The organism is Streptomyces sp. NBC_01217, from assembly GCF_035994185.1.
Classification (GTDB): Bacteria; Actinomycetota; Actinomycetes; order Streptomycetales; family Streptomycetaceae; genus Streptomyces.
Genome location: NZ_CP108538.1, coordinates 1669787 through 1683940 on the forward strand (window position 1 = coordinate 1669787; position 14154 = coordinate 1683940).

At 70.5% G+C, this 14154-nt stretch carries 10 protein-coding genes and 2 tRNA genes; 5 read left to right on the forward strand and 7 right to left on the reverse strand.

Going from position 1 to position 14154, the window contains the following annotated elements; all coding sequences use genetic code 11:
- The first annotated feature begins 192 nt into the window (after window positions 1-192).
- The gene (locus tag OG507_RS07170; protein ID WP_327366299.1) at window positions 193-2418 is read left to right on the forward strand and encodes an elongation factor G-like protein EF-G2; all 2226 of its coding nucleotides are present in this window, start codon (window positions 193-195) and stop codon (window positions 2416-2418) included.
- A 155-nt stretch (window positions 2419-2573) separates the two neighbouring features.
- Complete coding sequence (locus OG507_RS07175) at window positions 2574-4244, forward strand: hypothetical protein (RefSeq protein ID WP_327366300.1); 1671 nt, start codon at window positions 2574-2576, stop codon at window positions 4242-4244.
- A gap of 73 nt (window positions 4245-4317) precedes the next feature.
- On the opposite strand, the gene OG507_RS07180 is transcribed toward OG507_RS07175, so the two are convergent.
- Window positions 4318-4881, reverse strand: a complete 564-nt coding sequence (locus tag OG507_RS07180) for an HIT family protein (protein ID WP_327366301.1) — start codon at window positions 4879-4881, stop codon at window positions 4318-4320.
- Window positions 4882-4947: 66 nt separating this feature from the next.
- Between OG507_RS07180 and OG507_RS07185 the strand changes: the two genes are divergently transcribed.
- Window positions 4948-5625, forward strand: a complete 678-nt coding sequence (locus OG507_RS07185) for a potassium channel family protein (protein ID WP_327366302.1) — start codon at window positions 4948-4950, stop codon at window positions 5623-5625.
- A gap of 39 nt (window positions 5626-5664) precedes the next feature.
- Here the strand turns inward: OG507_RS07185 and thrS are convergent, their stop codons facing one another.
- The 3 genes from thrS to OG507_RS07200 all read right to left on the reverse strand — a co-directional run bounded on the left by thrS (window position 5665) and on the right by OG507_RS07200 (window position 9619).
- On the reverse strand, window positions 5665-7641 hold the full coding sequence (gene thrS, locus OG507_RS07190) for a threonine--tRNA ligase (protein WP_327366303.1): 1977 nt from the start codon (window positions 7639-7641) through the stop codon (window positions 5665-5667).
- A gap of 137 nt (window positions 7642-7778) precedes the next feature.
- The gene (locus OG507_RS07195) at window positions 7779-9053 is read right to left on the reverse strand and encodes a hypothetical protein (RefSeq protein ID WP_327366304.1); all 1275 of its coding nucleotides are present in this window, start codon (window positions 9051-9053) and stop codon (window positions 7779-7781) included.
- Window positions 9053-9619 carry a DUF4365 domain-containing protein gene (locus OG507_RS07200; protein WP_327366305.1) on the reverse strand — a complete coding sequence of 189 codons (567 nt, stop codon included), beginning with the start codon at window positions 9617-9619 and terminating at the stop codon, window positions 9053-9055. The genes OG507_RS07195 and OG507_RS07200 overlap by 1 nt, the downstream gene beginning before the upstream one ends.
- Before the next feature lie 222 nt (window positions 9620-9841).
- Here OG507_RS07200 and OG507_RS07205 point away from each other — a divergent pair, with 222 nt between their 5' ends.
- Window positions 9842-10567, forward strand: coding sequence for a 3'-5' exonuclease (locus tag OG507_RS07205; RefSeq protein ID WP_327366306.1), 726 nt, complete (start codon window positions 9842-9844; stop codon window positions 10565-10567).
- 79 nt (window positions 10568-10646) lie between these two features.
- Here OG507_RS07205 and OG507_RS07210 read toward each other — a convergent pair.
- Window positions 10647-10718, reverse strand: a tRNA-Val gene (locus OG507_RS07210).
- A 39-nt stretch (window positions 10719-10757) separates the two neighbouring features.
- Window positions 10758-11204, reverse strand: a complete 447-nt coding sequence (locus tag OG507_RS07215) for an SRPBCC family protein (RefSeq protein ID WP_327366307.1) — start codon at window positions 11202-11204, stop codon at window positions 10758-10760.
- A gap of 83 nt (window positions 11205-11287) precedes the next feature.
- Here OG507_RS07215 and OG507_RS07220 point away from each other — a divergent pair, with 83 nt between their 5' ends.
- Window positions 11288-13774 (forward strand): SCO7613 C-terminal domain-containing membrane protein, encoded by a 2487-nt coding sequence (locus tag OG507_RS07220; RefSeq protein WP_327366308.1) that lies wholly within the window; start codon window positions 11288-11290, stop codon window positions 13772-13774.
- A 269-nt stretch (window positions 13775-14043) separates the two neighbouring features.
- On the opposite strand, the gene OG507_RS07225 is transcribed toward OG507_RS07220, so the two are convergent.
- Window positions 14044-14115 (reverse strand) — tRNA-Val (locus OG507_RS07225).
- Window positions 14116-14154 lie beyond the last annotated feature (39 nt).

Genomic DNA, 14154 nt, shown 5'->3' on the forward strand with positions numbered 1-14154 from the left:
TCCACCGTCCGGGCACCGACATCGCGCCGCGGTGCACGACGTATGGACGCGGCCTGACCGGAGTGGAAAGCTCGAATTACCGCGGGCGTCGCCGTAGCCGCCGCGGCGGCTCCCCCGTGCCCGTGCACCTTTCTCCCCACACCGCGCCGGATCTTCTTCCCGCTCCGCGCCACTATCTGGGAGGCACGCATCATGGGCGACAAGGCACACGCACACACCGGGGCCGCCGGCAGGGCAGCGACGGCCGACCAGCCCTCATCCGTACGGAATGTGGTGCTGGTCGGCCACAGCGGATCCGGCAAGACCACCCTCGTCGAGGCCCTCGCACTGACCGCGGGCGCGGTCAACCGGGCGGGCCGGGTCGAGGACGGCGCCACCGTCTCCGACTACGACGAGATCGAACACCGCCAGCAACGCTCCGTACAGCTCTCGCTCGTCCCCGTCGAATGGGGCGGGTACAAGATCAATCTGCTGGACACCCCCGGATACGCCGATTTCGTCGGGGAACTCAGGGCCGGTCTGCGGGCAGCGGACGCGGCCCTGTTCATCGTGTCCGCGGCCCAGGAGGCCGATGCCGTGGCGGGTGCCACCCGGGCCGTGTGGGACGAGTGCGCAGCCGTCGGAATGCCGCGCGCCATCGTCGTCACGCACCTCGACACCGCGCGCACCTCGTTCGAGGAGATGACCCGGATCTGCGGCGAGATCTACGGCGGCGACGACCCCGACGCCGTACTCCCGCTCTACCTGCCCGTACACGGCCCCGAGGGCCCCGACGGGCACGCCCCGCTCACCGGACTCACCGGACTCCTCGGCCAGCGGATCTTCGACTACTCCTCGGGCGAGCGGCAGGAGAACCCGCCCGCCGACGAACAGCGCCCCACACTCCAGGAGGCCCGCAACCGGCTCATCGAGGGGATCATCGCCGAGAGCGAGGACGAGACCCTCATGGACCGCTACCTCGGCGGCGGCGACATCGACATCAAGACACTCGTCGACGACCTGGAGCGCGCCGTCGCCCGAGACGCCTTCCACCCCGTCCTCACCGCGGCCCCCGCCGCGCAGGGCGCCCGCCAGGGCATCGGAACGGTCGAGCTCCTGGACCTGATCACGGGCGGCTTCCCCACCCCGATGGAACACCCGCTCCCCGAGGTCACCCCGCTGCACGGGGCCCCGCGGCCGGTCCTGAGCTGCGACCCGCAGGGCCCGCTCGTCGCCGAGGTCGTCAAGACGGCCTCCGACCCGTACGTCGGCCGGGTCTCGCTCGTACGCGTCTTCTCCGGCACCCTGCGCCCCGACGAAACCGTCCATGTCTTCGGCCACGGCCTCACCGAGCCCGGCCACGAGACCCGCCCCTTCCACGAGGCGGAGGTGCGCGTCGGCGCACTCTCCTCCCCCTTCGGCAAACAGCAGCGCCCGCTCACCGCGTGCATCGCCGGGGATCTGGCCTGCGTCGCCAAACTGGGCAGCGCCGAGACCGGGGACACCCTCTCCGCCATGGACCAGCCGCTGCTGATGGACCCCTGGACCACACCGGACCCACTGCTGCCACTCGCCATCGAGGCACACAGCAAGGCGGACGAGGACAAGCTCTCCCAGGGGCTCTCCCGACTGGTCACCGAGGACCCGACCATGCGGCTCGAACAGAACCAGGACACCCACCAGGTGGTCCTGTGGTGCCTCGGCGAGGCCCATCAGGACGTGGCGCTGGACCGGCTGCGCACCCGCTACGGCGTCCAGGTCGACGCCGTACCGCACAAGGTGTCGCTGCGCGAGACCTTCGCCGCCCCGTCGACCGGCCGCGGCCGGCATGTGAAACAGTCCGGCGGCCACGGCCAGTACGCCATCTGCGAGATCGACGTGGAGCCGCTGCCACCCGGATCGGGCATCGAATTCGTCGACAAGGTGGTCGGCGGAGCGGTACCGCGCCAGTTCATCCCCTCCGTCGAGAAGGGCGTGCGCGCCCAGGCCGCGCGAGGCGTCGCGGCCGGGCATCCGCTGGTCGACGTACGCATCACCCTGCGGGACGGAAAGTCCCACTCGGTGGACTCCTCCGACGCCGCGTTCCAGACCGCGGGCGCGCTGGCCCTGCGCGAAGCCGCCGCCGACACCCGCATCCAGCTCCTCGAACCCGTCGCCGAACTCCATGTCCTCGTCCCCGACGACTACGTCGGGCCGGTGATGAGCGATCTGTCCGGGCGGCGCGGCAGAGTGATCGGAACCGAACAGTCCGGCCCCGGACGCACTCTCGTACGGGCCGAGGTCCCGGAGCTGGAGATCGGCCGGTACGCCATCGACCTGCGCTCCCTGTCCCATGGCGCCGGGCGCTTCGACCGGGCGTACGCCCGGCACGAAGCCATGCCCCCACAGCTCGCCGAACGCATCCGCGAACAGCGGGAGAACAACCCGAACGACGCGTGATCGACGGTTCCGCCCGCCCTTGTCCACAGGGGCGGGCGGCGCGGCGCTCCGGACGATACGCTGTGATCCCAGCTCAGAAGGTGTGCCGGGCATGGCAGTTGGGAAGTTGGGAAACAGCCGCAGGAGCGGTTCCTCGGCGGCGAGTGGGGGCGACAGTGGCCAACGACGGATTCGATTTCTCTCCCGGAGCGCAGATCCCGCTCCAGGGCGCGGGCGCACAGGCGGTGGCGACGAACGCCCTCGCCTCCGCCGCGTACCGCGACAGCCCCGTGGAGAAGATCCTTGAAGCCAACAGCGAGTGGCACAAGTCCGAGGTGAAGGGGGGCCGTTCCAAGCTCTTCAAGTCCGACTACTTCAAGCCCAACCTCGGCGAGGCGTTCTCCCGCGCCGTCCAGGAACGGATGCTGGGCGGCGCCCGCAAGGCCCTCATCCAGTCCTTCGGCACCGACCCGCAGACGGTCGTCGAGCACTGCCTGTCCGCGACCCGCCTGCGCAGGGCACGCGATGGCAAACTGACCGCCGTCACCGCCCTGTTCGGCTTTCTCTTCCTGCCCGGACTGCTCCTGTGGGTCATCGCCTTCCGACTGCGCGATTCCCTCGGCAAGACCAAGGACAAGGGCCTGGCCGTCCTGGGCAACGCCCTGCTCCCGGTCATCGGCATCGTCGCCCTGTTCTTCCTGATCAAACTGCCGCTCACCGGATTCCTCGCACTCTACGTACGGGCGATGATCGTCGCCCCCGTCATCGGCTGGCTCATCGCCAAACGGATCGCCGAGACCTCCGCCAAGGACATGCGCGCCCGCTGGGAAGGGCTGCTCTCCGGCGGCGGCGTCATCGCCAAGATCCCCGAGGCCGTACCGAAGAACCCCAACGAGACCTCCCGCGAGGCGCTCCGCCAGGGCCTGGAGAAGCTCTCCGCCGAACAGCAGTCCAACGCGGTCTTCTACGCCGGCCCCAAAGGCATCCTCGGCATGGGTACGCGCTGGGGCAGCTGGCAGCTCGCCGAGGAACTCGTCTCCAAGGATCCCGGCAAGGAATTCCACCGCTTCCGCAGCTGGGACCTGATACGGGTCATCCACGACCAGCTGAAGGTGCTGGAACGCGGTCCGCTGAACACCGGAGGATTCCCCACCCCGTCGGTCACCCACTGGATCGTCTCACCCGTCGGCGAGAACGCCGACTCGGTCTCCCGGCCCGAAGGCGAGGACGTCGCCACCTTCCAGGTCAAGCCGCACGAGATACAGCGGATCTGCAACCACCAGCAGTTCGGCGGCGGCGACCGGCACTATCTGGGCGTCCAGTTCACCCTCTGGGACGGCCAGTTGGTCATCACCATGATGATCACGGTCACGGTGCTCTACGAGACCCTGCGCATCGAGGTCACCGGACACGCGCTCGGCCCCGTCCACTCGCTCTTCACCAGCAAGCCGGCGGCCAAGACCAAGACGGTCAACAAGACCGTCCGGTTCTGGGAGACCCGCGACATCACCCTCGCCCTGGTCGAACCCCAGGAAGTCGTCCGCCTCGCCCTGCGCGCACCCTTCACCTGGTACCCGCCGCTCCTCGACTACCTGGGCGGCAAGATCGCCCTGCCCGAGCCGTTCGGCCTGCGCCACGCCTGGGCCGAGAAGCCGTGGCGCCACCGCTTCATGGCCGACGACGCCATGCGCGCCGCCACTCCCGTCCTGCGCGCCGTGCACAACGCCGCCATGCGCGTCCTGGAGGAGAACGGCGTGGACACCGAACGCTTCGACAACCGCTCGACGATACTGAGCGGCCTGGTACAGGACCCGACCCCGCGCAAGGCCGACCTGTACGACGCATAGAGACGCATAGACATGCGTGGGCGCCCCGGCAGAAGCGGAGACCGGGGCGCCCACGCAGCGAAAACAGCTCGGATCAGCCCGCCGCCGGCCAGGCGTCGGCCAGCATCTTGCGCGTATCGGCGAGCAGCTGCGGCAGCACCTTCGTGTGCCCGATCACCGGCATGAAGTTGGTGTCACCACCCCAGCGCGGCACCAGGTGCTGGTGCAGATGCGCAGCGATACCGGCCCCCGCGGAAGCACCCTGATTGAGCCCGATATTGAACCCGTGCGCCCCCGAAGCCGCCCGCAGAGCCACCATCGCCCGCTTGGTGAAATCGGCCAGCTCCATGGTCTCCGGGCCGTCCAGCTCCGTGTAGTCGGCGACATGCCGGTACGGCACCACCATCAGATGCCCGCCGTTGTACGGATACAGATTCAGCACGGCGTACACCTTCTCGCCGCGCGCGACGATGAGCCCGTCCTCGTCCGATTTCGACGGGATCGCACAGAATGGACAGCCGTCGCCGGCCTCCGGACCGGTCGGCTTGTTCTCACCCTGGATATACGCCATCCGGTGGGGCGTCCACAGGCGCTGGAACGCGTCGGGCGTCCCCACTCCGATCTGCTGCTCCGGCTCACTCGTCATGGCGATCAGCATATTGCTTCACTCCCGGTGAGCGTGTCGCCGGGGCTGCACCCGTCCGCGCACGGAGATGCTGAGCCGATGAGCGACCAGCCCGCGGACTCCGCCCCGCCACGTTTCACGCGCTGGGAGCAGCGCACGGAAGTGCCGCTCTTCTACGCCTCACTGCTCTTCCTGCTCGGCTACGCGTTCCGCGTCCTCGCCCCTCACGACGCCAGGCCCTGGAACGACATCGCCCTCGCCCTGGTCGGCGCCACCTGGTTGATCTTCGCGGTGGACTACGTCGTACGGCTCCGGCTCAGCGGCCTCGGCCTCCGCTTCATCCGGGTGCACGCGCTGGACACGGCGGTACTGCTGCTTCCCCTGCTGCGGCCGCTGCGACTGATCAAGGTCTACACCGCGGTCCGGCGACGCAGGGCGCAGCCCCGGCTGAGCCTGTACGCCCGTGTGATCACCTATGCCGGTGCGAGCGCCCTGCTCCTCGGCTTCTCCGCCGCGCTCGCCGTCTACCGCCAGGAACGCAACGCGAAGGGGGCCTCGATCCGTACCTTCGGCGACGCGGTGTGGTGGGCGTGCGAGACGCTCACGACGGTGGGGTACGGGGACGCGGTACCGGTCACGCCGGTCGGCCGGCTCGTGGCGGCGGGCCTGATGGCCTGCGGGCTGGCGCTGCTGGGGGCGGTGACGGGTTCGTTCTCGTCGTGGCTGTTGCAGGTGTTCAGACGGGAGGACGAGAAGAGGCCCCCGGAGGGCGGTTAGCTCTCCGGGGGCCGAATCCCCGCGTGTGCGGGGACCACATCACACCTGAACGCGACGCTCCACCACGTCAACGAGCTTGGCGATCGCCTCGTCACGTGCAACGCCGTTCTCCTGCGAACCGTCGCGGTACCGGAACGACACCGTGCCCGCGTTCATGTCCTCGTCACCGACGATGATCATGAAGGGCATTTTCGCCTTCTGCGCGTTACGGATCTTCTTCTGCATCCGGTCGGACGAGGCGTCCACCTCGACCCGCAGCCCCTTCTTCCTCGCCTCCGCCGCGAACTCCTGGAGGTACGGGATGTGCGCGTCGCCGATCGGGATGCCGACCGCCTGGACCGGGGCCAGCCAGACCGGGAACGCACCCGCGTAGTGCTCAAGGAGCACCGCGAAGAACCGCTCGATGGAGCCGAACAGCGCGCGGTGGATCATGACCGGGCGCTGCTTGGAGCCGTCCGGGCCGGTGTACTCCAGGTCGAAGCGCTCCGGCAGGTTGAAGTCGAGCTGGATCGTCGACATCTGCCAGGTACGGCCGATGGCGTCCCGCGCCTGGACGGAGATCTTCGGTCCGTAGAAGGCGGCGCCGCCCGGGTCCGGGACCAGCGGCAGACCCTGCTTCTCGGCGACCTGGCGCAGCGTCTCGGTGGCCTCGTCCCAAGTCTCGTCCGAGCCGACGAACTTCTCGGGATCCTTGGTGGAGAGTTCCAGATAGAAGTCGGTCAGACCGTAGTCGCGGAGCAGGTTCAGGACGAAGGTGAGCGTCCGGTCGAGCTCCTCCGACATCTGCTCGCGCGTGCAGTAGATGTGCGCGTCGTCCTGCGTGAAGCCGCGCGAGCGGGTCAGACCGTGCACGACGCCGGACTTCTCGTACCGGTAAACGGTCCCGAACTCAAAGAGCCTCAAGGGCAGTTCACGGTACGAGCGCCCGCGTGCGTCGAAGATCAGGTTGTGCATCGGGCAGTTCATCGGCTTGAGGTAGTAGTCCACCCCGTCGTCGAGCTGCATGGGCGGGTACATGCCGTCGGCGTACCAGTCCAGGTGGCCGGACTTCTCGAAGAGCTTGCCCTTGGTGGCGTGCGGGGAGTAGACGAACTCGTAGCCCTCCTCCTCGTGCCGCTTGCGCGAATAGTCCTCCATGGCCCGGCGAATGACGCCGCCCTTGGGGTGGAAGACCGCGAGACCGGGACCGATCTCGTCCGGGAAGGAGAAGAGGTCCAGTTCGTTGCCGAGCTTGCGGTGGTCGCGCTTGGCGGCCTCCTCCAGGAACTCCAGGTGCGCCTTGAGCTCGTCCTTGGTGGGCCAGGCGGTGCCGTAGATGCGCTGGAGCATCGGGTTCTTCTCGCTGCCCCGCCAGTACGCCGCGGCGTTGCGCATCAGCTTGAATGCCGGGATGAACCGGGTGGTCGGCAGGTGCGGACCCCGGCAGAGGTCCTTCCAGCACAGGTCACCGGTCTTCGGGTCGAGGTTGTCGTAGATGGTCAGCTCGCCGCCGCCCACCTCGACATCCGCGCCGTCGTCCGTGGAGGCGGAGCCCTTGATGCCGATGAGCTCCAGCTTGTACGGCTCGTCGGCCAGCTCCTCGCGGGCGGCCTCGTCCGTCACGACCCGGCGGGAGAACCGCTGCCCCCGCTTCTGGATCTCCTGCATCTTCTTCTCGATGGCCTTGAGGTCCTCGGGAGTGAACGGCTTCTCGACGTCGAAGTCGTAGTAGAAGCCGTCCTTGACCGGCGGACCGATGCCCAGCTTGGCCTCGGGGAACAGCTGCTGCACGGCCTGCGCCATGACATGCGCGGTGGAGTGCCGCAGGATGTTGAGGCCGTCCTCGGAGGAGATCTCGACGGGCTCGACGACCTCGCCGTCGGCGACGGCGTACGCGAGGTCCTTCAGCTCACCGGCGACCCGGGCGGCGACAACGGTGCGCTCGCCGGGGAAGAGCTCGGCTGCCGTAGTGCCCGTCGTCACCACGCGCTCTTCCCGCTCGGAATCGCGTTGGATGATCACACGGACGTCTGACACCGGTCTCTCCTGACTCAGGGGGTACGCACGCATTCATGGTGCACGTGCGATACGAATCGTACCGAGCCGCGGGCCCCCTCTGCGAAACGGTTGAGCCCGAAAGCCCGCCTGCTGCCCTCGACCCACCCCCCGCACCCCTATTCGCCGGTGCACGCCTCCTCGAAGTAGTCGACGTTCTCCTGGAGCGACTTCATCAGCCGGTCCCGCTCCGCCTCGTCCACCTGCACGGGCACCACCTGCGAGGTCCGGGTCAGCCGCCGGAAGCCGCCGCGGCTCTCCAGCCTGCCCTCCACCCGGATCGGCAGCCCCACCAGATGGGCGTGGCCCGCGATCCGGTACGCCTCCTCGTCCAGCTCCAGCCGTACGTGCGGCACCTCGGCGCCCGCGAGCACCCGCAGCCGTACGATCCCGGCGCCGCGCGGCCCCGAGCGGCGCATCCGGACGACCGCGCCGGTGATGCGTACCGTCACGGCGGGTTCGTCCTGGAGGTAGCGGGCCCCGGCCCGGCGCAGGGCGGGCAGGTCGCCCGGGGAGAACTCCACCCGTTCGGGGCGGGCCGGGCAGCCCTCGGGAATCCCGGCGGCGGGCGCCCACTCCAGGGCGATCCCGGCCCCTTCCGAGCCCCGGACCAGCGCGATGACGGCCTCCGTGAGCTCCCGGCTGACGCCCGCCTCCACAGCGGTGTCGAAGGCCTCGAAGCCACCGGTGGCCCGCTGGTAGTCCACGGCCTCGCGGGTGGCGTGCAGGGCGTGGTAGAGCCGTACGGCGACGGCGCGGCCCGGTTCGACGGGGACGAACGCGGCGAGATCGCGGCCGCCGGGCGCGGGTCCGACGAGGATGCCTTCGAGGGCCGCCAGGGCCCTGCGGCGGTGGCGCGCCCCGTGGTAGCCGGTGCGTTCGCGGACGGCGAGGGCTCCGGCGAGCAGGATCTGCCGGGCGGCGGCGTGCAGCTGCTCGGCCCCCGTCCAGCTGGCGGCCCCGGCCGCTCCCGCGACCGGTTCGGGCACCTCGCGCCACCAGCGGATCTCGTCGCTGGGCACGGCGAGGGAGACCAGGACCTCGCGGGCGGAGGGTGCGGCGCTGCGGGCGAGCGCGGTCAGCGCCTCGCCGAGGAGGTCCTCGCTGTCGGGGAAGGCGGTGGTGTCGGGGACCAGCAGGCTCGTGCCGCCGCCGCGCGGGGCCGGTGGTCCCGGTGGGGTCCAGCGGCTGTAGCGGCCCGCGGCCCCGCCGCGGCGTTGCCAGCCGTGCCGGTCGAGCAGGGCGCCGAGGACCGCGGGGTCGATACGGGCGGGGTCGGGGATGCCCCCGAGCGGCTGGGCGGCAGTGGGCCACGGTCCCGCGTACTCGCTGGGGTGCGGGCGTGTGGCTGACGGGATCGCTTCATTGACGGACTCGTCCATCGGCCGGTGCATCAGGGTCTCCCTCCCGCCCCTACGCGGGTCATGATCTCGCAGAGCGCCCGGTCGTCGAATATGCGCGAGGTCGGGATCCGCACGGTGGTCCTGTGCCGGCCCGTCACCGTGTGGCCGGCCAGGTTGGTCCAGTAACAGCAGTGCCGCAGATCGAGCCGGTCGTGTCCGGCGCGCAGCCACTCGTCCTGGCTGCGCGGCACGATCATCACGACCAGGATCTTGTGCACCGACACGGGCGTCCGGGCGAGCTTCACGAGGTGTGCGTTGTCGAGCGTGAAGGAGAACGTCGGTCCGGGCGGGTGCGGCGGGAGCTGGTAGGTGCACTTGAGCTGCACCTTTATGGTCACCTCGTCGTCCACGGTGTGACCGGGGGCGCCGTGGCTGACGTGCCAGTCGATGCCGTTGTCGGGAAAGGGCTGGGACAGGGAGCACCCCGCCGCGGCCGCGACGGCGTGAAGGTAGCCCACCTGGAGGGTCTCCATGCAGGCGGTGGTGGCGAGTGTGCCGCGCAGCGGAGTGACCCGCTGGGGCAGCAGCCCGCTCGGTTCGGGCTGCGCGAGCGCCATGGCTGCGTGTGCCTTCCGGGCTGTGCCGATCGGTTCTTCGGTGCAGAGGTCTTCGGTGCAGAGATCTTCGTGACAAGGGCGGCGGGCAACTTCCTTTCCCGTCACCTCTGTTGTCACCGCACAGGACGGCCCGCAAACGGCGTATCAGGCAAAGGGTGCGGGTATCACCGAACCGGGCAGGGGAATCACGCCATCTGCCGTTCGGGCACGAGGAGTTCGGGGATGACTCATTGGTACGAAGGACCGCTGGCCGCTTTTGACACGGAGACAACGGGAGTGGACGTCGAGGAGGACCGGATCGTTTCGGCCGCCCTGGTGGTCCAGGACACGGCAGGCGGGCGGGTGCGCATCACCCGCTGGCTGGTGAATCCAGGGGTGCCGGTGCCCGCAGGGGCGACCGAGATCCATGGTCTGACCGACGATCATCTGCAGCGCAACGGCCGCTGGCCCGCGCCGGTGGTGGAGGAGATAGCCCGGGCGCTGGCCGAGCAGTCCGCGGCGGGCCGGCCGCTCGTCGTGATGAACGCACCGTTCGATCTGACGCTGCTGGACCGGGAGTTGAAGCGCCACCGGGCGTCGTCGCTCGCCGGGTATCTGCAGAACGCGCCGCTGTGCGTGCTGGATCCGCGCGTGCTCGACAAGCATCTGGACCGTTACCGCAAGGGCCGGCGGACCCTCACCGACCTCTGCGAGCTGTACGGGGTGGTGCTGGACGGCGCGCATGACGCGGCGGCCGATGCGGCGGCCTCGCTGGAGCTGGTACGGGCGGTGGGGCGGCGGTTCTCGTCCCGCCTGGAGCGGCTGACACCGCCGGAACTGCATACCCTGCAGGCCGTGTGGCATGCGGCACAGGCTCGTGGTCTGCAGGCGTGGTTCGCGAAGAGCGGCACGATGGAGGTGGTGGATCCCGCGTGGCCGCTGCGCCCGGAGCTGCCCGCTGCCGCGTGATCGCTCACGCCCCCGGAGCATTTCCCGGATACGCAGAGGCCGGTCCGTCGATGTCGCTGACGGACCGGCCTCTCCCGGGTGGGCGATACTGGGTTCGAACCAGTGACCTCTTCGGTGTGAACGAAGCGCTCTCCCACTGAGCTAATCGCCCGGGAACGGGTTGAACCATACAGGGCATGGAGGGTCTGGTTCAAACTCCTTCCAGCCGGGCCGCGAGGCCCCGCCGTCCGGCACGCATCATCAGGGCGTGGTTGGCCCGGAACACGCCGCGTCCGGGCACGGCGAGGAGCCTCATCAGCCGTCTGCGCACCTCGACCTCCTGCTCGTAGACGGCACGGCTGCCGGTGCCGTGCGCGGTGACCGTCCACCGGGCCCAGCCGTCGAGGTCGCCGCTCAGGCTTGCTTCGAGGACCCTGGCCCCGGGGTCCCTGCGGCGTTCGCGGACGGTCATGACGAGGTCGTAGGGGAGGAAGGAGCGGATGCGGGTGGTGCCGGTGGTGTCGTCGACCGAGGTGACCTCGCGGATCTGCGGCCACCATCGCGGGTAGTCATCGGGGCGTCCGAGGATCTCGTACACGTCATCGGGAGTGCCGGGCAGGTCCCAGATACTCACAAATCGGTAGCGACTCCAGTCCATGGCCCCAGTCTGCGCGTACTCAGCCAGGGAACTGAGTATCCGAGCGCATGTCCGAAGCTGTGGCTCGCGCCACACTCCCGTCCATGGAACATGTGCCGCCGCCCGCCGAGGAATTGGCGCTCCTCGATCGCGAGCTGGCCCGGCTGGATGCCCGCCGGTCCCAGTTGCTGGTTCGTCGCGCCTGGCTGCTGAGCGTGCTGACACCAGCCGTCGCGCGCCCCGCCCTGCCACCCGCACCCCCGCTCGCCGCTCCGTTCGCGGCTCCGTCCGGGCCGTCTGCCGTGCCGGCCGGGCCGCGCAGTGCGCAGAATGTGCTGCTCACCCTGGGCGGTCTGCTGCTGACGATCGCGGCGATCGCGTTCACTCTGGTCAGCTGGGGTCACATGGGCATCGGCGGCCGCTCGGCGGTCCTCGGCGTGGTGACGGTCGCGGCGCTGTCCGCTCCCGCCGTGCTGTTGCGTCGCGGGCTGCCGTCGACGGCCGAGGCTCTCGCGGCCCTGGCGTCGGTGCTGATGGTGCTGGATGCGTATGCGCTGCACCGGGTGGCGGTGCCGGAGGCCGACGGCCTCGGTTACGCCGCGGCAGCCTCGGCGGTGCTGGCCGTGCTCTGGGGCGCGTACGGGCTGCTCCTCGACCGGCTGAGGCTGCCGCTGCCGCTGGCGGTGATCACCGTGCAACTGCCGCTGCTGCTGTGGGCCTGGGCGGCGGGCGCGGGGATCACGGCGTTCAGCTGGGCGCTGCTGGTCACGGCCGCGCTGGACTGCGCGATCGCGGTGTGGGGCAAGGGCGTTGCGGTACGGGTGACGGCCCGTGTCTGCTGCTGGGCAACGGGTCTGCTGGGCCTGTTGGCCGCCCTGGGGCAGTCGGTCTCCGCCGATACGGCGTGGGCCGCTTCGGCGCCGAGTGCGCTGCTGCTCATGGGCGCGGCGATCGCGGTGTTCGGGGCGTGGCGTGCGCCGGCGGGCCTTTCGGTGGCCGGCGGTGTGGTGGCCGGGCTGTGCGGGGTGGCCGCGGTGGGCGGTGTGCTGCACACCTGGGTGGCCTGGGACTGGGCGGTGCCCGTGTATCTGCTGTGCGGTGTGGTGCTGTTGGGTGCGGTACGCGCTCCGCTGCCGCGCCCGCTCGGGCGGGGGCTCGTGTGGGCCTCGTCCGCGGTGACCGCGGGCGCGGTGCTGTCCGCGGCGCCGCCGGTCGGTCTGACGCTGATGGGTGCCGTGTCGCAGCTGGACCGAGTGTGGTCGGGGGCGCCGGACGGTGGGGTCCGGGGCGCGCTGGGTGCGCGGGAGATGGCGTGGTCCGGCATGGCGGCGGCGCCGGTGGTGCTGCTGGCGGTGGCCGTGGTGCTGGGGGCGGCGTACCGGTCGTGGGCGTCGTTGGTACGGGTGGCGGGGCCAGTGCTGTCGCCGGGTGCCGCGTGGCGGGATGCGGCGGGGTCCGGTGCGGTGGTGCTCGGCTGGGCGGGGCTCACCGTGCTCCCCGCGGTGCTGGGGCTGTCGTACGCGGCGGCTGTGCCGGTGCAGTTGGTGCTGACCGCCGGGGTGCTCGCGGTGGCGGTACGGGGTCTGCGCCGCGGGGTGGCCGGGGTGGGGCCGACCGCCCTGGTGTGCGCTCTGGTCGGTGCGGCGAGCGCGGGGCTGCTGTCGCTCGCGGCGGAGGCCGCCACATACGCGGTGTTCGGGGTGCTGCTGGTGATGTTCGGCGTGACCGCGGTGCTGCTCGGCGGCGCCACGTCGTCGGCGGCGCGGGCGTTGCGGCTCGTGCCGGCGGTGCCGGCGTGCGCTGCCGTGGTGTGCGCGATCGTGCTCGCCCGTGCGGCCGGGGCGTCGCTGGGGCTTGCCGGGTACCAGGCGGCGCCGCTCCTCCTGGTCGTCCCCGCGGTGACGGTGCTGCTCGGGGCGCGGCTGCGGGGTCTCCCGTCGGCTCTGCCCATCGAGCTGACCGGTGCCGTGGCTGGTGTGGTGGCGGTGGGCATGGCGGTGACGGACCGGCCGTTCCTGGCGTTGGTGCTGGCGCTGTGCGGGGTACTGGCGGCGGGTACGGCCGTGCGTGCCGAGCGGCGGCCGGTGGCCGGGTATCTGGCGATGGCGCTGTTCGTCCTGGCGACCTGGCTGCGGCTCTCGGCCTCGGGGGTGTCGGCTCCCGAGGCTTACACCCTGCCGGTGACGGTGCCCGCTCTGGCGGTCGGTGTGCTGCGCCGCCGCCGTGATCCGGAGGCGTCGTCGTGGACGGCGTACGGGGCGGGTCTCGCGGCGACGCTGGTGCCGAGCCTCTTCGCGGCATGGGCCGATCCGCACTGGCTGCGGCCGCTGCTGCTCGGTGTGGCGGTGCTGGTGATCACCCTGGCGGGCGCGCGGCTGCGGCTGCAGGCGCTGCTGCTGCTCGGTGGTGCGGTGCTGGCTCTGGACGCCCTGCACGAACTCGCGCCGTACGTGGTCCAGGTCGTCGGCGCCCTGCCTCGCTGGCTGCCGCCCGCGCTGGCCGGAGTGCTGCTGCTGGTGGTCGGGTCGACGTACGAGCAGCGGCTGCGCGACGCCCGGCGGCTGAAGGACGCCCTGGGCCGGATGCGCTGACGGTGTGCCACATGGCCGGCCGCGGAAGAACCGGGCCGGCCATGTGGTCATCGGCTGGCCGTCGCAACCGAACTGCCCCTCGGAATTACGCAGTAGGCGTTTCTCGCCGCACCTGCGCGGAATTACGGCGGAGTTCCGGAATAGCGAATCGGGGGTGTTATCCGCTGCCACGATCGATTGAATCGTTCACACGGGCGTCGTGACGAGTGGACGCGAGAAATGCAGAGGGCCCGTGAGACTCTGCGGTCTCACGGGCCCTCTGTCCGGGGTGGGCGATACTGGTTTCGAACCAGTGACCTCTTCGGTGTGAACGAAGCGCTCTCCCACTGAGCTAATCGCCCGGGCGCAGGCCAAACATTACCCCATGTCAGTGGCGCCCC

Bases quoted from the DNA above. Each gene is read 5' to 3' on its own strand.
- OG507_RS07170 (WP_327366299.1), top strand. From the start codon at position 193: ATGGGCGACAAGGCACACGCACACACCGGGGCCGCCGGCAGGGCAGCG.
- OG507_RS07185 (WP_327366302.1), top strand. From the start codon at position 4,948: ATGAGCGACCAGCCCGCGGACTCCGCCCCGCCACGTTTCACGCGCTGG.
- OG507_RS07205 (WP_327366306.1), top strand. From the start codon at position 9,842: ATGACTCATTGGTACGAAGGACCGCTGGCCGCTTTTGACACGGAGACA.
- OG507_RS07200 (WP_327366305.1), bottom strand. From the start codon at position 9,619: ATGGCGCTCGCGCAGCCCGAACCGAGCGGGCTGCTGCCCCAGCGGGTC.
- OG507_RS07215 (WP_327366307.1), bottom strand. From the start codon at position 11,204: ATGGACTGGAGTCGCTACCGATTTGTGAGTATCTGGGACCTGCCCGGC.
- OG507_RS07195 (WP_327366304.1), bottom strand. From the start codon at position 9,053: ATGCACCGGCCGATGGACGAGTCCGTCAATGAAGCGATCCCGTCAGCC.
- OG507_RS07220 (WP_327366308.1), top strand. From the start codon at position 11,288: ATGGAACATGTGCCGCCGCCCGCCGAGGAATTGGCGCTCCTCGATCGC.
- OG507_RS07180 (WP_327366301.1), bottom strand. From the start codon at position 4,881: ATGCTGATCGCCATGACGAGTGAGCCGGAGCAGCAGATCGGAGTGGGG.